The following is a 24909-nucleotide window of genomic DNA, read 5'->3' as shown; positions in this document are numbered from 1 at the left end:
ACCCGAAGATCACACACCCCACCCACCCCACCCACCCCACCCACCCCACCAAAGAACCGAGTGGCGAACCACCCCCCGCGATCCGCTATTGTTGTGCCGTCGCCCCACGGACCCGGTCCAGACCGGACCCGCGGGACGCGCTATTGGCGGGTTGCCCGAGCGGCCAATGGGAGCGGACTGTAAATCCGTCGCGAAAGCTTCGAAGGTTCGAATCCTTCACCCGCCACAAGCAGGCAAAACAGCCCCTGACCAGGTGAACTCTGGTCAGGGGCTGTTTTGTGTGCAGTCCCATGAATGTGCGATCCGGACGGCTGTGGACCATGGTTTCTGTCTCATACATGTCACAGCTACTGCTGCGCGCTATACGGCGAAATCGGTATCCGAGACCTGAACGGCGAGGGCTCGGCGAGGGCTGCTCGTTACGGCATCCCGGCCTGGGCTCGTAGTCGCGCCATGACCTTCGGGTCAGGCCAGGCTTCGACCAGGTAGCGCGTCGGGTGGTAGCCGGGCTCGGGGATTAGGTCGACCTCGGCTGCCACGGCGTCCCAGGGCAGGAAGAAGTGGTCGTCTCCCTCGCCGGCGAATGCGATCCAGTCCGCTGGCGGCAGGAGGCTGGGCTGGTTCGCGCTCCAGGTCGCGAGGGTGAAGGTCAGGCCGTCGTCGGAGCGGCTGAAGAGCTGGAGTGCGGCGATGAATGGGTCGTCCGAGGTGCTGCGCAGAAGCTTCGTCTGGGTCGCGTAGGTATCCGCGGCCAACAGGGCCCACGACCTGCGGACCGCGGCGCGTGCCGGATGGTCTGCGGGGACGTCGTACGGCACGATGCGGCCTGAGTCGTCGGTCGTGTACGCGACGGGTGAGATGGAGCGGGTATCGCGAGTCCACTCCTGCTCGGCGTCCGCCAGCCGCTGTTTCAGCTCGGTGGGGTCGGCTGGCTCGGGGCAGATGAGCATGCCGGTGAACTCGGTCAGGAAGACCAGGGGACGCTGCTCCCAGCCTGCGGCCCAGGTGGCCAGCCAGCCGTCTAGGAGCGGCAGCGATCCCATGTAGGTGTGGCCGGCGCCCATGAAGCTGGTCGCTGAGGGGGCGTCGGTGCGCCGGTCCAGGATGTCGGAGAACTGCGCGGTGAGATTCGCGTGCGCGGCCTCGAAGACATCGTCCGCGGTCACTCCCCACTGTGCGGGGTCGGAAGCTTTGACATAGCCCATGCGGTCCTTCTGGTCGACGACCACGAGCTCGCTAAGGCACGGCGCGAACGGCCGCGACAGGAGCGGGTCGCGGCCATCGGCGAGGCCGAAGTCGGCGCGGCGCGGCACGGGCATCAGCATCGGCCGGACCTCGGCCCATCCCTCGGGCACGGAGGGCGCGGTCACGATGGCGACCAAGCGGTCGATCTGGGCTCGGCGGCCGTCCTCGTCCAGGCCCTCGCGTTCGGCGAAGAACCGCTTCAGGGACAGGACGCCGCCTGCTCCGGTGCCGCTGCGGGGTTTGACGGCGACAGTGAAATCGCTTGCGGAATACTCGACATCCGATTCCGGACTCGCCGCCCGGATCCGCTCAGCGACCTCGTGTCCGAACTCGTCGCGGTTCGACGTCCCCCTCTTGCGCCACATGGCTGGAACCTAGCGCAGGCTGCCGAACCTGGGCACCGATTTACGCCGCCCTGAACAACTCCCTTGGATGCGAACCCACCGGAGCCCGGCCTCCCGTGACCAGGTGAACATCTGGCGTGATTCGTGACGCCGTGAGTAGTGCGTGAGAAACGCAAGCGCGATGCAAACATTCGGGCCGGTTCTGCCGCGAGATCCCCGGGTGTAGAACATCCGTTGGTACCTCAGAGACCGATGCAGATCCCTGTGATCGTGTCAGGCCTCTGATGGCACTGTCCCGCGGTCGACGCTCTGTGGGGGGGAGTCGACCGCGGGACTCTAACACAAGGCTTTGTCATCTATTGATGTTCTCGAGAGGTGGCGGCTTCGATGGCAGACCTGTGGCTAACCGACCGCCCGCACCACGAGCGACTCAAGCTCCAGCACGAGCGCGCGCGCTTCGTTTGCGGAGACGTGGTGCGTATCGACCTGGACTTCCAGTTCGACCGCGTCAGATGTGGCGCTGACCTGGACCATCAGCTTGTCGAGGTACTCGGCGAACGGCTCGCCCCAGCGGAAAGTGCTCTCGTCCCGGGCAGCGTCCAGCGCCTGTCTGGACGGCGCCGGCATGGACACGTCGGTATCGGCGCCGAGGCGGCGGTCGTTGAACAGGCACGAGAGCTCGATGACGTCGCCGCGTTCCTCACTAATGCGCGCACGCAGCTCTTCGAGCTGCCTCGGGTCGTAGTAGGCGTACTTCGAGCAGAGAGCCGAGGCACGCTGGGTACGTTCGACAGCCTCGTCGAAGGAGACGTTCGCGGCGTCCGCCATGAACAAGCCGTTCACGGACAACGGATGCGAGACGTCCGCGATGCCGGGACGGAACCTGTTGCTGACGACCACCTGGATCAGCGAGGGATTGATCCCGGTCAGCCGCGCCACAACCACCGCGTAGCCAGCCAACATGACGGACGATTCCGGCGCGCCGAGCCGAGCGGCGACTGCCTTCGATGCCATGTGCAGCGCCCTGGATTCGAAGTAGGCGCGACGGTAACGCGGCTCGCCACGGTCGACGTGCGGACCGAATCGAAGCGGGCTGGCGGAGCGGAGAATGCGCTCCCAATGACGCAGCGAAGCCTCGTTCTGCCGTTGCCCCGCAGGCGTCCGCTGCTGTGCGGCCAGTTCCAGCGGACCCATCGTCGGCGCCGGGTTCTTCGGCTCGCCGGTGACCGGGTCACGTTCGGCCAAATCCGTGAGCATGACAGCGATTCCGGCGCCGTCTGTAGCTACATGGGAGATCGTCACGACCACGTGAGTCACCACGCCCCGCGCGCGCACCGCCGCCATCCGGATCGGCCACTCCTGCGCGTGATCGAACGGCGTCGCGTCCCACTGGTCCGCTAGGCGCTGAGCGGTCAGAGCTGGGTCCTCGTCGTCCGCGACGTCGATTATGCCCAGCGCATGCGCGCCTGAGCCTGACACCTCCTGGACCACAGCGCCGTCCTCGCCCGACCGAATGCGGACGCGCATCGATGCATAACGGCACATGAAAAACGCAAGCTCCACAGCCAGATCCTGGACCGTCCGGCCATCTGCCACGGGCACCGCGCCACCCATGCTCAGCGACGTTCCGGCCTGCTGCATCAGGGTCCAGACTTTCTGCTGCCCCCAGGTCAGCTCACCGATGCCAGCACCGGGACCTTCGAAGGGCACGACGATCCGGTCCGTCATCCGCACGCCGCCGAGCACCGTCTCGACCATCGGTCCAGCTATCGCCATCGCCACCGCCCCCTCGCACCGACGGAGCTCGGCCCCCATGGCCCCGCACCGCACCATCGTCGGCCAGTCGACTCAGCGATGCAAGACTCTGATAAATCTCGGTAAGAACACGATTATTGCTGGCTGGACGCCCGTGACTGGATCAGTGCCCTGTTCTGCGGACATCCCCGCCGACGGCACGCCACACGAGCGCGGCGGTGCGCGTCGGCCAGTCCGCGGGGACCGGGTCGCCGGCCAGGGCGCGGCCGTACCAGCTGCCGGTACACATCGTTACAGCGACCGTGAGGTCTGCGTCCTGGTCGATCAGGCCGAGGTCTTGGGCGGCTTGCAGGATGGCGGCGATCCGGCGGCGTCGCGGATGGATGACGCGGGCTTGGTAGCGTTCGCGGACCTGGCGCTCGGTGTTGTCCTGGAGCATCGTGCCGACCAGGGACAGACGACCCGGGCGTGAGACGCCGCGCTGGAAGTCGGTGAGTTCGGCGACCAGGTCGGCGAAGGGGTCGGCGATGCCCGGGGACTCGCGCGGCGGGTCCGTCGGCGCGTCCTCGGCGCTCGCGACGGCGGCGCCGGCCAGGTCGGCTTTGCTGGGCCAGCGGCGGTAGAGGGCCTGCCGGGTGGTGCCGGCCTCGGCTGCGACCGCCGCGATCGACATCCCTTCGTAGCCGAGCACCGCGAGCTGGCGCTTGGCCGCTGCGAGGATGCGGGCGTCGATGGTGCTGTCACGGGCCCGCCCCTGGCCCGCTGAGCGGCCTCCGACCTGTGGCGTTCTCCCTGGGTGCACCCCTGAATTGTATCCATGCAATACACACCTGTACCGTATTGATAAGTCGTGTTGCCCTCACGGACACCCGAGGAACCTCCATGATTCGGACCGAACGCAGATGACTACGAGTAACGACACCGACCTGACCACCCCGACGGCGCTGCTGGCGGGCGCGCGCCGGCTTGAGCGCCGCGTCGCCGATGCTTTGTCCGGAACCTATGACGGCGAGATCGACGCCGAGCTGCTCCGCGGCGCCTCGGTGCAGCTGAACGGATCGGTTATCAGGCCTCTGGCTCTTCTTGTAGCCGGAACGCTCGACGACCCCGTTACCGCCGAGGAGCCGTCGATCGACGCCGAGCTCTGGCGTCTCACCCAGGAAGCCACCCGGCTGCGCGCCACCACTGGCGTGCCCGCTCCGCTGATCGAGGCTACTGCGGCACTTCAGGACCTAGCCTGTCGGCTAGTTCCCGATCCTGCGGTGGTCGCCGGACGCATCGCACGGCTGGCCGCGCTACAGGGCGATCTGCCGACCAGCATCCAGGCGTCGGAGGATGGTCCCTACCTCGTCACCAATGCCAGCCACTTGACCACCTGGCTAGGGGAGCCGTTGCCGCTGCGTCCGCAGATGGCGCTGTGTCGCTGCGGAGGCTCGGCGACCAAGCCGTTTTGCGACGGCGCGCATGCGACGAACGGCTTCAGCGGCGCCAAGAGTCCGGCACGCGTGGCCGATCGGCGGGACACGTATCCCGGGCAGCAGGTCACCGTCCTGGACAATCGCGGGATCTGCGCTCATTCGGGGCTGTGCACCGACCGTCTTCCGACCGTGTTCCGTCAGGGCCAGGAGCCTTTCGTGGCGCCGAGCGGGGGGCGCATGGACGAGATCGTCCGGGCGGTTCGGGCGTGTCCGTCGGGCGCCTTGAGTTTTGCGATCGACGACCGTGAGGCCCGGGAACAAGTCGACCAGGATCGGCCGGCGGCGATTGAGGTCTCCAAGGACGGTCCCTACCGGGTCACCGGCTCGATTCCGCTCACCGGTGCTGACGGCGAGCCGGAGCCGCGGAATGCGGGATCCTCGACCGAGCACTACAGCTTGTGCCGTTGCGGGCAGTCGCAGAACAAGCCGTTCTGCAGCGGCATGCACTGGTACGTCGACTTCCAGGATCCGCCCGCGCCCTCGGAGCCGACGCTCTTCCAGTGGGCCGGCGGGCTGCCGGCGCTGACCAGGATGACGCGGATCTTCTACGCCAAGCACGTACCGGCCGATCCGCTGCTCGCGCCGATCTTCGCGAACATGTCGCCGGACCATCCGGAACGCGTGGCGGCCTGGCTCGGCGAGACCTTCGGCGGCCCGACCGTGTACACCGACACCTACGGCGGCTACGACCGAATGGTCGGGCAGCACGCGGGCAAGGGCCTCAGCGAGGAGCAGCGCGCGCGCTGGGCGCAGCTCATCGTGCGCTCGGCTGATGAAGCCGGGCTGCCGAGCGACCCCGAGTTCCGCGCGGCGTTCGTCTCCTACATCGAGTGGGGCTCGCGCATCGCCGTGGAGAACTCCCAGCCGGGCGCCCACCCGCCACCGCACATGCCGGTACCGCGCTGGTGGTGGGTGTGCGGCGCGACGCCAGATGCCCGAGTCTCCGCTCTCGCCGTACAAACCAATCCGGAAGGACCTGTCATGACGCTGCCCGCGAACGACGCGCCGCTCAGCTTCGACGCACACATCAGGACCCTGTTCAGGGAGATGGACAGGCGATCGATGAAGTTCGTCTTCGACTTGTGGTCGCACGACGACGTCAGTCGGCATGCCGAGGCGATCCTCGGCCGGCTCCGGCAAGGGTCGATGCCGTGCGACGGCGCCTGGCCGAGGGAGAAGACGGATGTCTTCGAGCGGTGGATTCGGGCTGGGAAACCTGCCTAATGCCTTGGGGCGGGCGAGCCTTCCAGCCGGGTCAGCCGGGTTAGCCGGCCAGGGTCACGACTGCCGCCATCCACTGGTGGTTGCAGGACCCTGATCCTTGGGCACTGCCGGATCCGGCACTCTCGTAGGCCGTGGCGAGTTGGTCCGCCGGGGCGACGAGGAGGGTCGGGAGGGCCGTGAAGCCGGCGGACCAGGTGGCGTTCTCCCCGCCTTGGATTCCGGCGGCGGCGAAGACAATGCCGCCGCCGGACGCGGAGGCGGCGCCCGATGCGAACGGTCCCGAGGCGGCCGTCGCCGAAGAGTGACCGGTGATCGCGCTCACGCCGGAGAAGGCGTCGAGCGCAGCGTGGTGCTCCGAGGAGGTAGGGAAGGTGACGGTCACCGACCCGCCAGCCGCGAGGGACTTCGCTCCCACCGCCGCGAGTATCAGGGTACGGTCACCCGCACCGTCGCTCTGGTCGGCGATCACCGAGTAACTGTTGCCGGCGCTGTCGGACGCCCCGACGGCGCCGGAGTGCGTATTGGTGAGCATCACCGACAGGAGCAGGCTGCCGCTGCCCGGCGAGGCGGCGGAGGTTCGCAGCGTCGCCGACGCTGACGACGACTGCGCCGCACCGGAGGCGAGCCGTCCCGCATACGCCGGGTGCTGAGCGCCGGGCGGCGGCGCGGACGTCGGCTGATTGCCCCCGCCGGTGCTCGGGGCACCGCCGGATGCGGACGACTGGCCGGGCTTGCTCGGGCTCGATGAGTCGTGCGGCTGCGCGGAGTTCGTCGAGGATCCGTTGGGCGCGCCGGGCTGGCTACTTTGCCCGCCGACTGCACCGAGAGAACCCGTGGCCGACGAGCTTCCGACCGCGGCGCCGCCACCACCTTGCTCGGACGTCGCGCGACCTGCTGCCACACCGCCCGCCTGATCGCCGCCCGAAGGCCCGCTGGCATCGCCGATCTGCGAATCCTGACGCGACGCAGCTGCCGCATGCGAACCACCACCACTGCTCAGAGCGAGCGCCCCAGCTATCGCCGCGACGGCTATCACGGCGACGCCACCGACGACAGCGATCCGCCGCCGATTGCCAGGACCCTGCGAGGGCGCACCGTCGCCACCACCATTCGCGGCGGACAAACCCTCCGACGCGGATGCCGGGCTGTAGTGGATGGCGATCGTCTCAGCATCCGCGACCGGATCCGGCTGGCTCGGATCATGGCTGCCCGCACTCATATAAACCCCCGTTGGTCCAGCTCATCGAACGCCGACGAGCGCCCGATCGTATCCGGCGGCCCGCCTCGGCGTCATGCAGAGGACGAGCACCGCGCCCGGCATTGCGAAGAGCAGCTCAGAGGCGAAATCGACGCTCAGCACGGTGGAGAAGCTGCATCAGGCTACTGATCAGCCAAGGCAGTAGGCAGCAGGTACTCGCGCAAGATTTGAGCTACCCGGGCGGGAGCCGTGGCAAAGGCGCGAATCGGCTGCCGCTGCTCGCGAAAGCGCCAGCTGGCCGGCGGGGCGAGGATGCGCGCAGGAAGTTGGGCTACCTGCGGCGAAAGTGGCGGATGCTGCTGGTGCTCCCGCGCACGCTGGCTAGGCGGCAAGTCGGCTGGGGCTGCTTCCGGCAGGCACCAGCTAGGTAGCGGGCAGGGAGTCGGGCTAATCGCGGAGGGAGTGGCGGCAGAAAGGCGAATGCTGCCGGTGCTGCGGCGTGCGCTGGCTAGGCGGCAAAGTCGGGCACTCAGCCACGATCAGCCCAACCCCTAGCCAGGCGGCAGCGATGCGGATGCTGGCGATGTTCCCGCGTGCGCTGGCTGGGCGACGGGTCGGTTGCGGCTGCCCTCACAAGCGCTGCTGGTTCTCTCGCCTGCGCTAGGGGGCGGGGGCGGGGGTGGTGAAGGAGGCGGCGGCGGCGGCGGTGAGGGTGCGGAAGCGGTGGGGGGCGGTGGTGGGGGGGATGTGGCCGGCTCTTTCTAGGCTGATGATGCCGTGGGCGGCGGCCCAGAGGACTTCGGTGATTTCGGTGGGGTCGGCGTTGGGGCGGAAGATGCCGGTGTCGATGCAGTGTTGGGCGGCTTCGTGGAGGACGGCGAGGCTTTGGTTGGCGGCTGCTGTGGCTTCGGCGTCGGGGGTGTAGCCGGGGATGCCGGGGCCGTGCATGACGTCGTAGAAGTTGGGTTCGGCCAGGGCGTTCTCGCGGTAGGCGCGGCCGAGGGCGGCCAGGTGTTCGGCGGGGTCGTCGCCTCGGGGGACGGCGTCGAGGTGGCGCTTGAGGCGGGCGAAGCCTTCGAGGTACAGGGCGGCGGCGATGGCGTCCTTGGAGCCGAAGTGCTTGTACAGGACCATCGTGGAGCAGCCTGCTTCGGTGGCGATGCGGCGCATGGTCAGGGCGGCCGGGCCTTCGGCGGCGAGGAGTTGGGCGGCGACGTCCAGCAGGGAGGCACGCAGCACCTCCTGGCCGAGGGCTTGGGCTCGGGCGTAGACGCCGGGGGCGATCGGCTCGTAGTCGTCCGTCGTCTCGGGCTTCGCGCTCTTAGGCTTCGTGGTCTCAGGCTTCGTACTCATGTCCGTTTCCCGCTGTCGGTTGTCGGCTCCGCCTAGCCGAGCGTCACTGTAGCGATCACTCCTTCGTGGCGCCTTGCCAATCGGGCAGAGGGCGGTAGATCGGGATGCCTGCGTCGGCGAGTGCCTCGCGGCGTGTGAAGTACTCGTCGCCCATGGGATCCGCGCCGAGCAGGGGCATCGAGCCGCGCCAGATGGTCACGTCTTCGGGCGCCAGACGCTCGGCTTCGGCGAAGTGCGCGGCGGCTTCCGTGGGGTGGCCGGCGCGGTGGAGCCACAGGGCCAGTGCCGCCTCCGTGCGCGCTTGCTGTTGGGCGGCGGTGACTTGGGGCGCGTAGGTGGCGACGTCGTCGGCGGTCAGGCCGCTGTCGTCGTTGCGGACCCAGCGTTCCAGCGCCGCCATGGCACGCGCCGAGTCCAGGCCGCTCATGGAGCGGAAGAGGTCGGTGGCGAACTGGGTATCGTTCGGGCGGGCAATGCGGCCCTCCTCGTCGATCCAGACCACGGTCGGGACGTTCAGAACCTGATAGCGGTCGGCGACGGTGCCGTCAGCGTCGATCAGCGCCGGGTGGGTCGCTGCCGCCTCCTTGATCCACGGTTCGGCGTCGGCGGGACGGCGGTCGATCGCCACACTCACCACGGAGAAGCCCTCGGGGCTCAACGCAACATGCTGACGTTCCCACTCCGGCAGGTCGTAGCGGCAGCCACACCATGACGCCCAGAACACCAGCGCCACCTTGCGTCCGCGCAGATCGCTCAAGCGGTGCGCGACGCCGGCCACATCGCGCAGCTCAAAGTCCGGCGCCTCCCCCTCGGCCAGAGCGGAAGCACGCTCAGCAGCCGAAGCGCCGACGGCCGCGACACCCAAGCCGGGCACGGCCGCGTAGGGGCGATCGACCAACTCCGCGAACGCCGCCAAGTCCACGAAGTTGCCGTCCCGCTCGACTCCGGCGGCGACCCGTGCGGGTATGCATATGTCGCCCCGGCACCAGCCCTGTGGCTTGCGTTCCCAGCCGAGAGCACCGGGGACCTCGGCGATGGGAATCAGGACCCTGCCATCACCGGCGATGCGCGCGTCGACGGCCACATCGCGGTGATCGTCCAAGATCGTGAAGTTCATGGCGGCCTCCTCGGCACTCGATAACGTCGTTACAAGAACGATAACGTCGTTATCACGACTGCGCAACAAGTTTGCCGAGAAGCTGCGAAGAAAACAGAAAACCTAGCGTGACCTGGACAGGAACAGATCACCGAGCTCCGCTCGCGGCTGGGGCACCGCCGCCTGCGGCCGCACCGCCATGCCGCCGACGTTGACGCCGCGCTGCAGGAAGAACCCGAGTAGCCGTGCCGTCGCCAGCGCGTCGCCGAGGGCGCTGTGCGCGTCGGTCAGCTCGACCCCGACCGCCTCACAGCAGTCCAGCAGCTTGTACGAAGGCCCTGGCAGCATCGCCTGCGAGGTCCGCAGCGTGCACGCGCCGCCGGCGATCTCCGGGGAGTGCACGCCGAGCCGCGCGAACTGTGTCACCAGGAACTTGGCGTCGAACGCCAGATTGTGCGCCACGACCACCCGGTCCACGAGCAGCCCGTGCAGCTCCATGCCGACGTCCTCGAAGCGCGGCGCCGGCTCCACCATCTCGCGCGTGATGCCGTGCACCCGCGTCGCCCCGACCCCGCCCTGCGGTCGCAGCAGACTGTCCCAACTGCCCGTCACCTGCCCGGTGGCGTCTACATGCACGATCGCGACTTCCAGGATCTCGGCGATCGGAGGCTGGAATCCGGAAGTTTCGACATCGACGACTGCGTATCCGTTCACCAACCCATCTTCGAGGTCGGACACGCACCTGTGCAGCAGGCGCGCCTCAGCGCGCCAACATCACAAGAGCCGGAGCTGCGAGGAACGCGCAAATGGGGAGATTCCACTTCCAGTAGCGCACGAACACAGCGATGAACTCACGGATGGTCGCGCTCGGCAGGAAGTACGCGGCCGTCGGAGATCCCACCACTTGAGCCGGCACGTCAAGGTCGCGAGCGATCAACGCCGCGCGGTAGCTGTGGAAGTCGTTCGTGACGACTACACAGCGATACCCCTCAGGCCGGTTCTCCCTCATAAGCGCCGCGCTATAGAGAAGGTTCTCCTCCGTCGTACTCGACTGATCCTCCTTGAGGATCCGGTCGGCGGGAAACCCAGCCTCCACCAAGTAGTTCTCCATCGCCTCGGCTTCGGACAGCCGCTCGTCCGAGCCCTTGCCGCCGGAGACGATGAGCATAGGAACCCTCTGCGTATCCCCCGAGTTCTGCGCGAGCGCGCTAAGGGATTCGTACACTGCGCGTCCCCGCTCCAACCGGCTCGCCAGCAACGGAGACACTCGCCGTCCGCCCATGAGACCGGCGCCGAGAATCACCACGAAGTCAGGAACGCGCCGGATAGGCATCCGCCGGTAGAGGAACCCATAGCTGAGGTAGCAGAAGAACAGAAACGCCAAGTAGCAGACCACGAGCACCGCGGCGGCAGCCAAAGCCAACAGCTCGTGCCGCCGAGCCACCAAAGCCGCCACCAGCAACAGCATCAACGCGATGATGCCGACCCCACAGGCGAGGGACAGCAGGTTGGCGGCGTTCCGCCCCTCCTTACGCAGCATCGTCATGCCGTTGAGGATCAGGAACGTCACCAGCGCCACCAACCCCAGCGTGGGCAACAGCGCCACCGCCACGACCGCCAGCGCCCGTCCGTCGCCAGAGGTCCGCGTCACCCCGACGAGCAGCCCCAAACCCAGGAACGACAACGTCAGCCCCAGGAACACCGCGTTCCGGAACCCGCGCGCATCTCGCATCATCGAGTTCACGAACAACAACGCGAACAGCGTGGCGAGCAAGTAGGCGAACAGAGTGTTTCCCGAGGATCGAGGCCGCACAGGCCGGGTCGAATGTCCTGACCTGGTTAGTTTATGGAGAACGCTATATATACGGAGACATAGGGAGCGTTAGAGAGACGGACGCAACACGATCCGGATCGGATCCCCCACCTTCTTCTCCAGCCGCTCGACCGCCTCGGCAGCCTCCTCCAGTCCCATGACCCCGGAGATGGACCGCGCGAGGTTCAGCCGACCGCCGGCCTCTAGGCGGATCAACTGTGCGACCGACTCCTCCGGCGAACCGTAGTGCCCCAACAGCTGATACTGCGCGGACTGGAACCGTGTGCTGTTCTCGATCGTGATCGGCTGACCGCTCAGCCCGACCAACACCAGCTTTCCGCCCGGCGCCAACTGCCGCAGCGCCTGGTCCCGCACCGGCGTCACCCCGGCGAAGTCGAACGCATACTCCAGCCCGACACCACCAGTCGCCGCACGGATCGCGGAACGCAGTTCCGGGTCCGCAGAATCCAGCGCGATGTCCGCGCCGAAGGCCAAGGCACGCTCCCGCGCGGCCTCCGAAGGGTCGATCGCGATGATCGGACACGCACCGATCGCCCGCAACAGCTGCACCGCGTGCGCCCCGAGCCCACCGATCCCCCACACGCCGACCGACTGCGCCGGACCGACGTGCGCCGTCGCGGTGATCGCACCCCACGGCGTCGACACCGCGTCCGGAATGATCGCGCCCTGTTCGAACGGGATGGAATCCGGCAGCGCGACCAGCGTGTCCTGCCGCGCGAGCGCGAAGTCGGCCCAGCCGCCGTCGTAGTCGACGCCGCGGGTCCACACCTGGCCGTCGCGGACCTCGCCGGCCTGCAGCACGACCCGGTCACCCGGCTTCCAAGCCGTAACATCCGGCCCGACCTCGGCGACCGTGCCCGCGATCTCGTGACCGAGCGTGACGGTGTCGCCGACCAGGAGGCGAGGCTTGGCGAAGTAGCCGCGGACCAGGTGGACGTCCGACAGGCAGACGCCCGCCGCCTCGACCTTGACCAGCACCTCGCCGGTCCCCGGCGCCGGCTTCTCGACGTCCTCGACGCTCAGCGTCCCGGTGGACAGGTTCAGACGTGCGGCACGCATCGTCGCCATGGCGCACTCCTCTCTTGTACGTCTACGCGAACCGCTTCAGCACTTCACGAATCCGACTCACAGACTTCTCATCCGCACCGAAATGCGCGACCACACACAGCCACTCACGAAGGTTCAGCAGGTCCATCCGCTCACGCCAATCGCCGACCGGCGGGCGCACTTCGTAGTAAGCAGCGAAGAACTCCTCCGGCACACCGCCGGTGCAGTACATCATGCTCACGTCTATCTCTGGCCAGCCGTAGTAGACAGCGGGGTCGATGAAGACCGGCGTGTCGTCGAAGGCGGCGATGATGTTCGCGCGCCACAGGTCGCCGTGGACCAACGCCGCAGGCGCCGCCGGAAGCAGACCGGGAAGGCGCTCACACAAGCGCTCCAGCGCACGCAGATCCTCGGACTCGAAAGCGGCTTCGACATTCGGCTCACGCAGATAGCGCAGGATCCGGTGCTCGGCGAAGAACCGATGACCGTCCTCGTCCCAAGCGTTCTCCTGGGGCAGGAGGCCGAGCATGCCGTCGTGATGCCAGCCGTGCCGATCGGATTCGTGATCATGCAGGGCTGCGATGGCGCGCCCGGCGGTTTCCCAGAACTGTGGGGTGTCGGGCAGCTCGGAGTTCAAGGCTTGCAGAACCAAGGAGTTGGGACCGACATGCAGGACGTCAGGAGTAGGCAGTCCGCCGATATCCCTTAGCGCTTCAAGACTTTCCGCTTCCTGTCCGAAGAAGCCGTCGGGAACAGAACGGCCGCCCTTCACCACGACCTCGCGGCCGTCGGAGAGCGCGACCCGCCAAGCCGTGTGGGCCACGCCCCCAGTCAAGGGCTCGGTGCGGAGCGCCTGCGTTCCAGGCGGGAGCAGGTCGGCGGTCCACTCGTCAGCCGCATCGGGCTTATTGCTCTGCATCGCCCAAGGCTCCCAGAGATCCCGCGCGAACGAGATGCGCCGCCGCCCCGCCGCCGCCCCACTCCGCTCAGTTCGAGAAGTCCTGCGTCATCCAGACCGTGCCCTTGCTGTCGCGGTACACCGATATCCCGACGTGGTGGAAGTCCGTGCTCAGGATGTTGCGCCGGTGTCCGTCGTCCGGCGGCTGCTCGGCGAGCATGCTGTTGGTCAGCCCGACAGCCATGGAAGCGATGGCGGCACTCGTGTTCGACACCGGTCCTCCCTCGCCGATGTTCTCGCCCGCCGACATCCACGACACGCCCGCAGCGGTCTCGCGGTCGCCGAGCGCCGGCTCGCCGGGGCACTGGTGCGACAGGCCGCAGCCGGAGGACATGACAGAGGTGTGCGCCGCCGCGCTCTTGTTGAGACCCGCGGTGATGGTCAGCGGCGCCAAGCCCTGCCCCGCGCGCGCCTGGTTGATCACGGCCAGGACCTGGTTCGCCGCGTCGCTCTGGTTCGCAACGGTCGACGCCGACGTGGTCGCCGGCGCGCTGTGCGAGCTGGCAGCCGAGCTCCGCGACGGGGCAGAGCTGGTCGTGGACTGCGTGGGTTTAATGCTGCTTTTCGAGGTGCTGGGCGTCGACTTGGCGGAGTCGGGGCTGGACGTGGGCGGGAGCGAGGAAGTCGATCCGACCAACGAGCTGACGGAACCCGAGGGCGTCGGGGTCGTGGCGATCGGGGAGTTCGAGCTTCCGCTGCCTCCGACCGACGTCGTGGCGCTGCCGGGCCCGGAGTCGGCCTTGGTGTCGGTGGCTCCGGTCGTCACGACCACGGCGCCGACGACCGCGGCGGTCGCGGCCAGGGCGACGGCCGCCTTGGCGGCGAAGTGCGAGGCGGCCGAGCGTGCGCCGCCCTTGGGTATTCGGCGATGCGAGGACAGTGCCGGTCCGTGTCCGCCAAGCGGCGGTAGCTGCTGCGTTGATGCGCCCGCACCCGCGCCGGCGCCTGCTGCCCCCGTCGCACCAGCCGCAGAGTGCAGAACCGCGGGCACCGCGTGATGCACCGCCTCGGCCAGCCCGAACGGCAGCGGCACCAGCGGCAGCCGGACCAGCAGGCGCTCGGCGGGGACGAAGTCGGTCGCCAGCCCCGAGCAGGTCGGGCACTGCCGGACGTGCCGCGCGAAGCGCTTGCGCCACAAGGGTTCGGGGCGACCGTGCCAGTGCATGGCGAGGTCGGAGAGCTCCAGGCAGATCGGGGCGGCACACAGCGCGCGCACCACGGCCCGCGACGTCTCCAGCTGCCCCTTCATCCGCGCGATCCGGACCGTGACGTGGTGCGGCTCCAGCCCGAGCGCGTCGACCAGGTCCCCGCGCGTCAGGTGTCCGGCCTCCACGAGCCACCACAGGGACAGCAGCTCGCGGTCGTCGTCGTCGAGCCAGGCCGTGGCCATCGCGACCTCGCGCCGCTGCCCGGTCAGGCCCAGCTCCGTGAGCGTCAGATCCGCGAAGTCCGCCCCGGGATCGGCCAGCTCCGGCGCCTCGTCGAGCGGCCGCGGCCGACCCTGGTAGGCCCGCACGTGGTCGCGCACCTGGTTCATCGCCACCGCGACCAGCCAGGACCGGAACACCCGCGGGTCGCGCAGCGTCGGCAGGCTCCGCACGACGCGCAGCATCGTCTCCTGCACCACGTCATCGACATCGGCCGCCACCGGGAGCGCGCGCCCCACGATGTTGTAGACCAGCGGCAAGTAGTCGGAGACCAGGCGCTCCAAAGCGACCGGGTCTCCGGCCGCCGCCGCTGAGACCAGGTTCGCGTCAGTTTCCGTCACCATCGTCAGGCCTCCCACACCCGAGCTTTTTTGTTCGGACGTAGGGGGAGACCCTAGCCGAGGGCGCGGGTCACAGAAATATTCGTGATTGTGTTCACTCTCCAGATGCGGGTATTTCGGCTGAATGCTCACATCCCTGATCAGACCAGGGCCCGACACAGCAGCGCATCCGGAACGCCGCCTTCAGCGCGCTGCCAGGTGTACGCGATGCCCGCTAAGTACTCGTTGTCGGGGCACTGGCCCTTGTAGGAGCCGGGTGCCCAGTCGGAGGGTGTGGAGCCGCCGGTGGTTGGGCGGTTGTCGCCTTGGTTGAACCAGATGGTGTGGCTGGTGGTGGGTAGAGGCGCTGCGGCGGGGGCGCACAGTAGGGCTGCCATGGCGTTGTTGTGGACGCTGTAGCCGGTGGCGAAGGTGTTGTCGGGGCATTGGAGCTTGGTGTAGCCGGGTGCCCAGTCGCCTTCGGTTACGTAGGTCTCGTTGGTGACGACGGTCTGGGTGGCTGTGCTCTTGGTCGGTTCTGAGGAGTCTGTGCATAGTCCTCGGCTGCTGCCGCGGCCTAGGCCTGTCAGGCGTTCGGTGTCGGGGCAGTTGCCCTTGCGGTTGCCGGGGGACCAGTCGGGTTGGGCCAGCATCGTGGTGGAGACGTTGTAGTCGGCGTGGTCCAGGTCGAGCATGTTCCAGTGGGGGGAGGCGGGGATGTGGCCGGTCGTGGTGGGGGCGGAGGTCAGCTTCTGCCAGTCGGGGAGGCGCCAGTCGCCGGGGTCGGTGATGCTGGTGCGGTTGCCGGCGGGGTCGTAGGACAGGAGGGCCCAGTTGTCCTGGAGGGTTCCGTTGGTGGCGGTGTAGCCGATCAGCGGCCAGATGGCGAAGTCGGTGTCGTTGGCGGCCAGGATGGTGGTGAAGGTGTCGAGCCAGGTCTGTTCCTTGGTGTCGGTCTCGCCGCGTCCGGCGGCGCCGAATTCGCTGACCCAGACCGGTGCGGTGAAGTGCTGGCCGGATTGGGTGACGAACAGGGCCTCCTGGTTCACCGCCGACGCCAGCTGGTCCGGGGTCATGTCCTCGTAGCGCGGGTCGCTGGTCGAGCCGGCCGAGCCCGCGGCGGCGCCGGAGTTGTTCGGGCCGGTGTAGCTGTAGAAGTGCGCCGAGTACACCAGCTTGTTCGAGGCGATCAGGGTGGCGGAGAGGTTCGCGGCCGGGGTGAGCATCGGGCGGCCGTGGGAGAAGCCGGCGGCGGGGATGCCGTACCAGTTGATGCCCTCCATGACGATCAGCATGTCCGGGTCCGCGGCCAGGATCTGGTTGCCGGCCTCCTCGAAGGCGGCGTATTCGTCGTGGGCGTCGTACCAGCCCCAGTTCGGGTCGTCCCAGGTGTCGCGCCGGACTTCGTTGCGCAGGTCCGCGCCGACGACGCGCTTGTTCGCCCTGTACCTGTTCACCATGAACAGCCAGTCGGACTCCCACTGCTGCGTGCTCTGTCCGCTGTTCCAGCGCTCGTTGCCGTCCAGGCCGCAACACCAGCGGTAGCTCGTGGTGTGGTTGTTCAGGATCACCGCGAAGCCGTCGCCCGTCAGGGCGCTGACGACCGCGTCGTAGACCTGGAGCGCGGTCAGTCCGCGCAGCTGCGGGTTGGCGGTGACGGCGGCGTCCGGGACGGTCGAGGTGTCGTGGATCATCGCGTCCGCGAACGGCAGACGGATGGTGTTGATGCCCAGGCTGTGGAAGTCCGCCAGGATCTGCGGGATCGGCTTGCGGTCCAGGGCCAGCGGGACGTTGTAGGACACCTCGCCGGCGTGGTTCTGCGCCGGATCGGTCGCCGAGCCGCTGCCGAGCCAGTGGCCCTGCGCGCCGTCCCAGTTGCCGCCGATCAGCTTGAAGCGGTTGCCGTTCGCGTCGACGACGTAGCGGCCGCTGGTGCTCAGCGGACCGGTCCAGGACGCGGCGAGCGAGCCGGCGGGAACGGCAGCGGCTGAGGGGAGTCGCGAGGCGGCGCGCGCGGACCCCGGGAGCAGTACCGCGCAGGTCAGCAGGGCCAGCAGCGCGATCAGGACACGCACACGGATGAGGGACACGGCTGGAATGTAAGAAGGATGACTTACAGCGTCAATGACGATGTGCGGCACGACAAGCGGATGAGGATATTGCCACACTCTTCAATCACCGTACATAAACCGGTTTGTGCTGGATAACACCGATTCATGCTTCGATACCTGGGATGTGCGATGGCGGTCGCGTTGCTGGCCGCCGGGACGGCCGACGCCGCAGTCGGCGCTCCTGCGGGCCCGCAGGAGCGGGGCGGGCCGGTGAGTGTGCGGATCGGGCTCGCGGGGCGGGATCCGGTGGGCCTGGAGGCGTTCGCGCGGGCGGTGTCCACGCCCGGGGACGCGCAGTACGGCCGCTACCTGACGCCGGCGCAGGCCCAGGCGCGCTTCGGGGCGACGGACGCGCAGGTCGCGAAGGTACAGAAGTGGCTTCGTGCGTCCGGGATGCGCGTGACGAATCAGGACCCGCACTGGATCGACGCGACCGGGAGCGCCGGCGCCGTACAGAAAGCGTTCGGCGCGGGGACGCGGACGCTGTCGGCGCCGCCGGACGTGGCGCGCGCCGTGGCGAACGTGGCGCGGCTCGGCCAGACGCAGGTACAGGGCATGCGGGAGGGGGCGAGCGCGGCGATCACCGCGCGGCGCGGCATGAGCGCTCACCCGATCGGCGCAGGCGCACTCGGCGGCGCCGCGACCGGCAATCGGATGGCCGACGGCACTGTCGCTGCGGTTCACTCCATTGGCGGCATGCATCTGCCCGCCGACGTGCCCGAACACCCTGACGTCGTTCACTCCACTGGCGCAACGCCGCAGGCTCGCGCGGCCCTGCCCTCCTGCTCTCCGACCTGGGGCGCGCTGACCGCGGACCCGACTCTCCCGGCCGGCTACACCACCCCCGAGCCGATCGACGTCTGCGGCTACGTCCCCAGCCAGCTGCGCACCGCCTACGGCGTCGCCGCCTCCGGCCTGAACGGATCCGGCGTCACCGTCGCGGTCATCGACGCCTATGGCTCCCCGACCATGCTCACCGACGCGAACCGCTTCGCCCAAGCGCACGGCGACCAGCCGTTCGCCGGCAACCAGTACCAGGAGACCGTCACCGCGAGCCAGTGGACGCACACCACCGACGGTGTCTGCCAGTCCCCCGGCGACTGGGCCGGCGAGGAGGCGCTGGACGTCGAGACCGTCCACGGAATGGCGCCCGGCGCGACCGTGCACTACTTCGGCGCGAACTCCTGCGCGGACCAGGACATCAACGCGACCATGGCAAATATCGTCGACAACCATTTGGCTGACATCGTCTCCTCCTCCTTCGGCGAGACCATGCACCGCGCCTCGGGCAGCATCGATCCGGCGCTGATCTCGCAGGCCACGCAGCTGTTCCAGTACGCCGCGTCCGAGGGCATCGGGCTCTACTTCGCGACCGGCGACTGCGGCGACGACTCGAACCGGACCGGTCCGGGCTGCGACCCGGAGTCGGCGCGGGCTCAGACCGAGTGGCCGGTGTCCTCGCCGTGGGTGACCGGGGTCGGCGGGACGGCGCTGGCGCTCGGCGTCGGGGCGCGTCCGCTGTGGCAGACCTCGATGGGCGACCGGCGCTCGGAGCTGTCGGCCGACGGCAGGAGCTGGGTCCCCTTCCCCGGTGACTTCTACTTCGGCGGAGGTGGCGGGACCAGCGAGGACTTCCAGCAGCCCGCCTACCAGCAGGGCATCGTGCCCGACGCGCTCGCGCGCACGCTTGGGACCGGGGCGAAGGCCGCCGGGCCGATGCGGACGCTGCCGGACGTCGCGATGGACGGCGACCTGCTGACCGCCGTGCAGGTCGGCGTCACCGACGCGACCAGCGGCCAGTACAGCGAGATCGCGGTTGGCGGGACGTCGGCGGCGACGCCGATGTTCGCCGCGACGCAAGCTGACGGGCAGCAGGCTCAGGCGGCTGCGGGCGGCAAGGCGATCGGTTTCGCGAATCCGGACCTTTACAAGCGGGCGACGTCCTCGACCTTCACCGATGTCGTCGCGCAGCCGGCCGGCGCGCCTTCGCCGATCTCGACGGTTCTGGATCTCGGCGCCGACGCGCAGGGCACGCGGCAGGTGCGGTTGTTCGAGCTCGGACACGATCAAGGTCTGGCCGCCGCGTCCGGCTACGACGTCGCGACGGGGTTGGGATCCCCCCGGGAGGAGTACCTGAACTCGTTCAAAAACTAGAAGACAGGACGCGCGGTCACCCTTTCGGGGTGGCTGCGCATCCTTGAATCCTCCCGACGGTACGTACGGTTCATACCGCACAGATTCGGGAGGGTTGATGTTCGGTCGCTTCGTCCGACGCTCCATCTGGGCCGCGTCTTTGGCCTCCGCCACGTTCATAGCAGTGTCCCAGGGTGCTGCTTCGGAGACGGCACCACCGACCTCGACCCCGGTTCCGGTCTCCCAGCACATAGCGCACCACCTGGCGATGCACACGAACCACGTCCAGCTGACCGACGGCGACAGCAGCTATATCGGTCCCGCGGCGTGCTCCGGCTACTACGGCGAGCACACCGCCAAGGCCGTCCCGAACGCGTTCGGCGGCCGCAATCCCTTAGCCGTCTGCGGCTACACCCCCGAACAGCTTCGCTTCGCCTACGGCGTCACGCAGTCCCACGAGCGCGGCGAAGGCGTCACCGTCGCGATCGTCGACGCGTACGCCTCCCCCACGATGCTCGCCGACGCGAACCACTATGCGATGCACCACGACGAGCGCCCGCTGAGCCCGAGCCAGTATCGGGAGGTCACTCCCCCGGCGTACCACCACCTGACGGACGGCGAGTGCGAGACGCCGTCGTCGTGGGCGGTCGAGGAAGCGCTGGATGTGGAGGCCGTGCACGCCATGGCTCCGCAGGCGAACATCGTCTACGTCGCCGCCGCGTCCTGTGACGACACCGATCTGATGGCGGCGTTGCAGTCGGTGGTCGACAACCACCTCGCGACGATCGTCTCCGACTCCTGGGGCGGCATCGCGCACAGCACCTATGGCGATGAGGATCCCTCGACGATGGCAGGGTATTCGGCCTTGTTCCAACGAGGAGGGCAGCAGGGGATCAGCTTCCTGTTCTCGTCCGGGGACTGCGGCGCCGAGGTTCCGTCGGCGCAGTGCGCGACCGGTTCGGCGCGGCCGCAGGCGGAGTATCCGGCTGAGGATCCGTGGGTGACGGCGGTCGGCGGGACGAGCTTGGCGATCGGGTCGTGGGACCAGTACGTCGGGGAGGTCGGCTGGGGCGACCGGCGCTCGTCGCTGGCACCGGGCGGGAGCGCGTGGTCGCCGGCGGCGGGAACCGGCGAGTGGCGGTTCGGGGGTGGGGGCGGGACGAGCGAAGACGTTGCGCAGCCTGGCTATCAGGCCGGGGTCGTACCTCCAGCGTTGGCTTCGACACTGCTGAACGGCAAGACGGCGGGACAGCCGATGCGGGTGGTGCCGGACGTGGCGATGGACGCCGATCCGATGACCGGTTTCATGGTCGGGGTCACGCAGAAGCTGCCGAACGGCTCCACCGGGTACGCGGAGTCCACGATCGGCGGCACGTCGCTGGCCACTCCGCTGTTCGCCGGGCTGACGGCCGACGCCGAGCAGGCCGCGGGTCATCCATTCGGCTTCCTGAACCCGGCGCTGTACGGAAGGGCGGCCTCGGGGGTGTTCCACGACGTCAGCCAGACCTCGCTCGGCAAGGACTGCCCGCGGCCCGGGATGCCGCCGGCCACCGTCGTCGACCTGGGCGTCGACGGTGCCGGAGTGCATCAGGCGCGGCTGTACCAGCTGGGGGACGACGGACTACTTTCCTCCGGTGTCGGCTATGACGATGTGACCGGCTTGGGTTCGCCTTCTCTGTCCTACTTGCGCTCGTGGAAGTGAGGACGCGTCTAGGATCGTTCAGCGCGGCGGACGTGATCCGCTGAGGGAGCTGAAGAGAAGAGGACCGGACTGTGGCTTCGGAGTCGTCGTTCGACGTGGTGAGCAAGGTCGAGAGGCAGGAGGTCGACAACGCGCTCAACCAGGCGTCGAAGGAGATCGCTCAGCGCTTCGACTTCCGCGGGGTGGACGCTGAGATCCGGTGGTCCGGCGAGGGCATCGAGATGCGGGCGAACTCCGAGGAGCGGGTCGCGGCGGTGCTCGATGTATTCAAGGACAAGCTGGTCAAGCGCAAGATCTCGCTGAAGGTGCTGGACGCCTCGGAACCGCGGGTCTCCGGCAAGGAGTACCGGATCAGCGTCGCGATCAAGGAGGGCATCTCCTCGGAGAACGCGAAGAAGATCTCCAAGCTGATCCGCGACGAGGCGCCGAAGAGCGTCAAGGCGCAGATCATCGGCGAGGAGCTGCGGGTGTCCTCCAAGTCGCGCGACGACCTGCAGGCGACACAGTCGCTGCTGAAGGAGCAGGACTACGACTTCGCGGTCCAGTTCACCAACTACCGGTGAGCCGGATTCCGCCGGCCCGGCCGGCGTCGCGGGACTGACCGGGGACCGGGCCGGATGCGTCGGCGCATGCTGACCCCGATCGTGGCGGCGGCCGCCGTGCTGGCCGTCGCCGCGTTCTCGCACGGCCTCGTCGCGTCCGATCCTCCGCGTTTGCCGGGGATATCACCCTTGTCTCTCCTGAAGAAGGTGGGCAAGCCGCAGACGCAGGCGGTGTCGGGGACGGTGAAGTTGACCGTCGACATAGGGCTGCCGAAGCTGCCGAAGCTGGGTGGTGACGGCGGGGCGGATCCGATGCGGCTGTTGTCGGGGGTGCATTTGGTGCGGCTGGCTACTGACGCTTCGGGTTCGGGCTCGAGTTCGGATTCCGGCTCGGGTTCCGGTTCCGGTTCGGAGTCGGAGTCGGAGTCGCGGGAGCGGATCGGTATACAGGACACGCTGTCGGAGTACGACCTGTTCCGCGACGGCAGCGATCTGTGGATGTGGGACTCGGCGCACCAGACGGCGCGGCATGGCTCGGTCGACTCGGTGACCTCGGCGTTGTTGTCGTTCGCTTCGCCGTCGGATTTGGCGAAGACCTTCACTGGGCCGTCAGCGGTCAAGACGCTGTTGTTCGACACCGCCTACTCGATGCGGGATACGAGGCGCGTCGCGGGGCGGGACTGCTACGTCTTGCAGATCACGCCGCATTCGGACGGGACCACGGTCGGGTCGGTGGAGGTCGCGGTGGACGCGGCGACCGGGGTGCCGCTGAGCGTCTCAGTGTATCCGACGGGATCGTCGAGCCCTGCGATCAAGGCCGAGTTCGAGACGGTGAGTTTCTCGGCGGATCCGAGCGAGCTGCGGTTCACGCCGCCGCCGGGGGCGAAGGTGGTCGAGGAGGCCACGCCGGATCTGCCGGCGAACCCGGTGCACGGCGCGGGGACGGACTGGACGTCAGCGGCGGTGATCGGCGGCGTCGATCCGCAGAAGCTGATCGCTGGGCTCGGGACTCCGCATGGAGCTGCGCAGCCGGCGCCGGAGGGGTTCGCCGCGGTGTTGGCGGCGCTGGCCGGTACGCCGGGGACGCCGTTGCAGAGCTATCTGCGGATGATGATGGCCGACGGGGCGAAGACGCCGGTCGGGGTGGTGTGGAGCAGTCGGCTGGTGAGCCTGGTGTTCACGCCGGATCAGCGGCTGTTCGTGGCGTTCGCGACGCCGGAGTCGCTGGAGGCGACAGTCGCAGCGGAGGTGGGCCATTCCTAGCATCGAACTCGCGCTGACCTTCCGGCGGCGTCGCAATCTTCTGATTCTCCTGGTGCTCGCGCTGGTGCCGGTGCTGGTCGGCGTGTCGGTGCGGGTCGCCGGGATCGGCGCCGGGGGCGGGACCGGGATGCTGAACGAGGTCGCCGACAACGGGCTGTTCCTGGTGTTCGCCTCGCTGGCGCTGACGGTGCCGTTGTTCCTGCCGGTCGCGGTCGGCGTGGTGGCGGCGGACCAGGTCGCCGGGGACGCCGCGGACGGGACGCTGCGAACCGTGCTGGCGTGGCCGGTGGGGCGGACGCGGCTGCTGGCCGCCAAGCTCGTCGCGGCGGTCGCGTACGCGGTGGCGGCGACGTGCACGGTGGCGCTGTCGGCGCTGGCGACCGGGAGCGTGCTGTTCCCGATGCACGACGTCACGCTGCTCAGCGGGAGCACGATCCCGCTGGAGGCGGCGTTCGGGCGTGCGGTGCTCATCGCGGGGGTCGTGACCTGCTGTATGGCCGGGGTCGCGGTCCTCGGGCTGACCATCTCCACGCTCACCGACTCCCCCGCCACGGCGCTGGCCGGCACGATCGGGCTGATCGTGGCCGCCGAGATCGCCGGCTCGATCCCGCAGCTGGAGGTGTTGCAGCCCTGGCTGTTCTCCTTCGACTGGCTGGCCTTCGCCGACCTGCTGCGCACACCGGTCTATTGGGGGACCATCTCGCACAGTCTGTGGCTGCAGGCCGGCTACGCGATAGTGGCGCTGTCCCTGGCCTGGGCCCGTTTCACCTCCCGGGATCTGGCGGTCTAGACCCCCGGGACCCCTCGCGCCTCACCCGCCCGGCCCACAACCCCGGGAACCCCGGGGATCTTCACCTACGTTGGACCGGAGGGGGAAGGGCAAGGAACGACCGAAAACGGGCAAGGACGTCGATGACATCCACCACGCATCTCCATGGCCGCCACAACGCCGTGAAAACCGCGGCGCTGATGGGGCTGCTGTCGGCGATCATCATCGGGATCGGCAGCTTCTGGGGTCGGACCGGGGTCACCTTCGCGCTGCTCATCGCCGTCGGCACCAACGCCTACGCCTACTGGAACAGCGACAAGATGGCCCTGCGCTCCATGCGAGCCCAGCCCGTCAGCGAGGTCGAGCAGCCGACGATGTACCGCATCGTCCGCCAACTGTCGACCCAGTCCCGCCAGCCCATGCCCCGCCTGTACATCTCCCACACCGACGCCCCCAACGCCTTCGCCACCGGCCGCAACCCCCAGCACGCCGCCGTCTGCTGCACCACCGGCATCCTGGACCTCCTCAACGAACGCGAACTCCGCGGCGTCCTCGGCCACGAACTGTCCCACGTCTACAACCGCGACATCCTCATCGCCTCCATCGCCGGCGCCCTGGCCAGCGCCATCATGTGGCTGGTCAACCTCGCCTGGCTGATCCCCATCGGCCGTTCCGACGACGACGAAGGCCCAGGCCTGCTCGGCATGCTCGCCATCATGATCCTCGGCCCACTGGCCGCCTCCATGATCCAGCTGGCCGTCGGCCGCTCCCGGGAGTACCAGGCGGACGCCTCCGGCGCGCGGCTCACGAACGACCCGCTGGCGCTGGCATCGGCGCTGGTGAAGCTCGAGCGCGGGACGGCGGCGCTGCCCCTGGCGCCGGAGCCGGAGCTGATGACGACGAGTTCGATGATGATCGCGAACCCCTTCAGCGGGGCGGGGATGTCGCGGCTGTTTTCGACGCATCCGCCGATTCCGGATCGGGTGCGGCGGTTGGAGCAGATTGCTGGGGAGAGTTTGCGGTAGGGGTGGGTTGGGTGGGTTAGTGCAGGGCGGGGCGCGCTGCCTGGTGCGGGGCGGGTTGGTTCGGGCAGGGCTGCATGGTGTGGGG

At 68.6% G+C, this 24909-nt stretch carries 20 protein-coding genes and 1 tRNA gene; 9 read left to right on the top strand and 12 right to left on the bottom strand.

Annotated features, from left to right (window positions below; all coding sequences use genetic code 11):
* The first annotated feature begins 145 nt into the window (after window positions 1-145).
* Window positions 146-226 (top strand) — tRNA-Tyr (locus CACI_RS04320).
* Between the two features lie 193 nt (window positions 227-419).
* On the opposite strand, the gene CACI_RS04315 is transcribed toward CACI_RS04320, so the two are convergent.
* From CACI_RS04315 to CACI_RS04305, 3 genes are all read right to left on the bottom strand, one after another.
* Window positions 420-1610, bottom strand: coding sequence for a hypothetical protein (locus tag CACI_RS04315; protein ID WP_012785102.1), 1191 nt, complete (start codon window positions 1608-1610; stop codon window positions 420-422).
* Window positions 1611-1991: 381 nt separating this feature from the next.
* Window positions 1992-3347, bottom strand: a complete 1356-nt coding sequence (locus CACI_RS04310) for a condensation domain-containing protein (RefSeq protein WP_041540042.1) — start codon at window positions 3345-3347, stop codon at window positions 1992-1994.
* Between the two features lie 160 nt (window positions 3348-3507).
* Window positions 3508-4146, bottom strand: coding sequence for a TetR/AcrR family transcriptional regulator (locus CACI_RS04305; protein ID WP_012785100.1), 639 nt, complete (start codon window positions 4144-4146; stop codon window positions 3508-3510).
* A 100-nt stretch (window positions 4147-4246) separates the two neighbouring features.
* Here CACI_RS04305 and CACI_RS52040 point away from each other — a divergent pair, with 100 nt between their 5' ends.
* The gene (locus tag CACI_RS52040) at window positions 4247-6046 is read left to right on the top strand and encodes a CDGSH iron-sulfur domain-containing protein (protein WP_012785099.1); all 1800 of its coding nucleotides are present in this window, start codon (window positions 4247-4249) and stop codon (window positions 6044-6046) included.
* A gap of 40 nt (window positions 6047-6086) precedes the next feature.
* On the opposite strand, the gene CACI_RS04295 is transcribed toward CACI_RS52040, so the two are convergent.
* Entirely contained in the window at window positions 6087-6947 is an 861-nt protein-coding gene (locus CACI_RS04295) for a hypothetical protein (RefSeq protein ID WP_041540041.1), read from the bottom strand.
* A gap of 75 nt (window positions 6948-7022) precedes the next feature.
* Between CACI_RS04295 and CACI_RS49565 the strand changes: the two genes are divergently transcribed.
* Window positions 7023-7433 carry a hypothetical protein gene (locus CACI_RS49565; RefSeq protein ID WP_143765142.1) on the top strand — a complete coding sequence of 137 codons (411 nt, stop codon included), beginning with the start codon at window positions 7023-7025 and terminating at the stop codon, window positions 7431-7433.
* A gap of 471 nt (window positions 7434-7904) precedes the next feature.
* Here CACI_RS49565 and CACI_RS04290 read toward each other — a convergent pair whose 3' ends face one another.
* The 8 genes from CACI_RS04290 to CACI_RS04255 all read right to left on the bottom strand — a co-directional run bounded on the left by CACI_RS04290 (window position 7905) and on the right by CACI_RS04255 (window position 17369).
* On the bottom strand, window positions 7905-8597 hold the full coding sequence (locus tag CACI_RS04290) for a TetR/AcrR family transcriptional regulator (protein WP_012785096.1): 693 nt from the start codon (window positions 8595-8597) through the stop codon (window positions 7905-7907).
* Window positions 8598-8652: 55 nt separating this feature from the next.
* The gene (locus tag CACI_RS04285) at window positions 8653-9714 is read right to left on the bottom strand and encodes a TlpA disulfide reductase family protein (RefSeq protein WP_012785095.1); all 1062 of its coding nucleotides are present in this window, start codon (window positions 9712-9714) and stop codon (window positions 8653-8655) included.
* 102 nt (window positions 9715-9816) lie between these two features.
* A complete protein-coding gene (locus CACI_RS04280; protein ID WP_190276722.1) occupies window positions 9817-10407 on the bottom strand; it encodes a 3'-5' exonuclease in 591 nt (196 codons plus the stop codon).
* 46 nt (window positions 10408-10453) lie between these two features.
* On the bottom strand, window positions 10454-11467 hold the full coding sequence (locus tag CACI_RS04275; RefSeq protein ID WP_223297452.1) for a YdcF family protein: 1014 nt from the start codon (window positions 11465-11467) through the stop codon (window positions 10454-10456).
* 108 nt (window positions 11468-11575) lie between these two features.
* On the bottom strand, window positions 11576-12595 hold the full coding sequence (locus CACI_RS04270; protein ID WP_012785092.1) for a zinc-binding dehydrogenase: 1020 nt from the start codon (window positions 12593-12595) through the stop codon (window positions 11576-11578).
* Window positions 12596-12617: 22 nt separating this feature from the next.
* Window positions 12618-13493 carry a fructosamine kinase family protein gene (locus CACI_RS04265; protein ID WP_012785091.1) on the bottom strand — a complete coding sequence of 292 codons (876 nt, stop codon included), beginning with the start codon at window positions 13491-13493 and terminating at the stop codon, window positions 12618-12620.
* 67 nt (window positions 13494-13560) lie between these two features.
* A complete protein-coding gene (locus tag CACI_RS04260; protein ID WP_012785090.1) occupies window positions 13561-15303 on the bottom strand; it encodes a sigma-70 family RNA polymerase sigma factor in 1743 nt (580 codons plus the stop codon).
* Window positions 15304-15440: 137 nt separating this feature from the next.
* Window positions 15441-17369 carry a glycoside hydrolase family 5 protein gene (locus CACI_RS04255; protein ID WP_012785089.1) on the bottom strand — a complete coding sequence of 643 codons (1929 nt, stop codon included), beginning with the start codon at window positions 17367-17369 and terminating at the stop codon, window positions 15441-15443.
* Window positions 17370-17519: 150 nt separating this feature from the next.
* Here CACI_RS04255 and CACI_RS04250 point away from each other — a divergent pair, with 150 nt between their 5' ends.
* The 6 genes from CACI_RS04250 (at window position 17520) to htpX (ending at window position 24824) form a co-directional block, all read left to right on the top strand.
* Window positions 17520-19544, top strand: coding sequence for a S53 family peptidase (locus tag CACI_RS04250; RefSeq protein WP_012785088.1), 2025 nt, complete (start codon window positions 17520-17522; stop codon window positions 19542-19544).
* Window positions 19545-19641: 97 nt separating this feature from the next.
* Window positions 19642-21225 (top strand): S53 family peptidase, encoded by a 1584-nt coding sequence (locus CACI_RS04245; protein ID WP_012785087.1) that lies wholly within the window; start codon window positions 19642-19644, stop codon window positions 21223-21225.
* A 71-nt stretch (window positions 21226-21296) separates the two neighbouring features.
* Window positions 21297-21788 carry a YajQ family cyclic di-GMP-binding protein gene (locus tag CACI_RS04240; protein WP_012785086.1) on the top strand — a complete coding sequence of 164 codons (492 nt, stop codon included), beginning with the start codon at window positions 21297-21299 and terminating at the stop codon, window positions 21786-21788.
* Between the two features lie 66 nt (window positions 21789-21854).
* The gene (locus CACI_RS45075; RefSeq protein WP_049871472.1) at window positions 21855-23030 is read left to right on the top strand and encodes a LolA family protein; all 1176 of its coding nucleotides are present in this window, start codon (window positions 21855-21857) and stop codon (window positions 23028-23030) included.
* Window positions 23023-23820, top strand: coding sequence for an ABC transporter permease subunit (locus tag CACI_RS04225; protein WP_049871471.1), 798 nt, complete (start codon window positions 23023-23025; stop codon window positions 23818-23820). The genes CACI_RS45075 and CACI_RS04225 overlap by 8 nt, the downstream gene beginning before the upstream one ends.
* A gap of 122 nt (window positions 23821-23942) precedes the next feature.
* Window positions 23943-24824, top strand: a complete 882-nt coding sequence (gene htpX, locus CACI_RS04220; RefSeq protein ID WP_012785083.1) for a zinc metalloprotease HtpX — start codon at window positions 23943-23945, stop codon at window positions 24822-24824.
* Window positions 24825-24909: the final 85 nt, after the last annotated feature.

The organism is Catenulispora acidiphila DSM 44928, assembly GCF_000024025.1.
GTDB classification, from domain to species: Bacteria; Actinomycetota; Actinomycetes; order Streptomycetales; family Catenulisporaceae; genus Catenulispora; species Catenulispora acidiphila.
Note: the sequence above shows the minus strand (reverse complement) of the source record. Positions and strands in the feature narration are given on the sequence as shown.

Excerpts from the sequence above, each read along its gene's own strand:
- CACI_RS04315 (WP_012785102.1), bottom strand. The coding sequence starts at position 1,610 with ATGTGGCGCAAGAGGGGGACGTCGAACCGCGACGAGTTCGGACACGAG.
- CACI_RS04310 (WP_041540042.1), bottom strand. The coding sequence starts at position 3,347 with ATGGTCGAGACGGTGCTCGGCGGCGTGCGGATGACGGACCGGATCGTC.
- CACI_RS52040 (WP_012785099.1), top strand. The coding sequence starts at position 4,247 with ATGACTACGAGTAACGACACCGACCTGACCACCCCGACGGCGCTGCTG.
- CACI_RS49565 (WP_143765142.1), top strand. The coding sequence starts at position 7,023 with ATGCGAACCACCACCACTGCTCAGAGCGAGCGCCCCAGCTATCGCCGC.
- CACI_RS04290 (WP_012785096.1), bottom strand. The coding sequence starts at position 8,597 with ATGAGTACGAAGCCTGAGACCACGAAGCCTAAGAGCGCGAAGCCCGAG.
- CACI_RS04285 (WP_012785095.1), bottom strand. The coding sequence starts at position 9,714 with ATGAACTTCACGATCTTGGACGATCACCGCGATGTGGCCGTCGACGCG.
- CACI_RS04270 (WP_012785092.1), bottom strand. The coding sequence starts at position 12,595 with ATGGCGACGATGCGTGCCGCACGTCTGAACCTGTCCACCGGGACGCTG.
- CACI_RS04265 (WP_012785091.1), bottom strand. The coding sequence starts at position 13,493 with ATGCAGAGCAATAAGCCCGATGCGGCTGACGAGTGGACCGCCGACCTG.
- CACI_RS04260 (WP_012785090.1), bottom strand. The coding sequence starts at position 15,303 with ATGGTGACGGAAACTGACGCGAACCTGGTCTCAGCGGCGGCGGCCGGA.
- CACI_RS04250 (WP_012785088.1), top strand. The coding sequence starts at position 17,520 with ATGGCGGTCGCGTTGCTGGCCGCCGGGACGGCCGACGCCGCAGTCGGC.
- CACI_RS04245 (WP_012785087.1), top strand. The coding sequence starts at position 19,642 with ATGTTCGGTCGCTTCGTCCGACGCTCCATCTGGGCCGCGTCTTTGGCC.
- CACI_RS45075 (WP_049871472.1), top strand. The coding sequence starts at position 21,855 with ATGCTGACCCCGATCGTGGCGGCGGCCGCCGTGCTGGCCGTCGCCGCG.
- htpX (WP_012785083.1), top strand. The coding sequence starts at position 23,943 with ATGACATCCACCACGCATCTCCATGGCCGCCACAACGCCGTGAAAACC.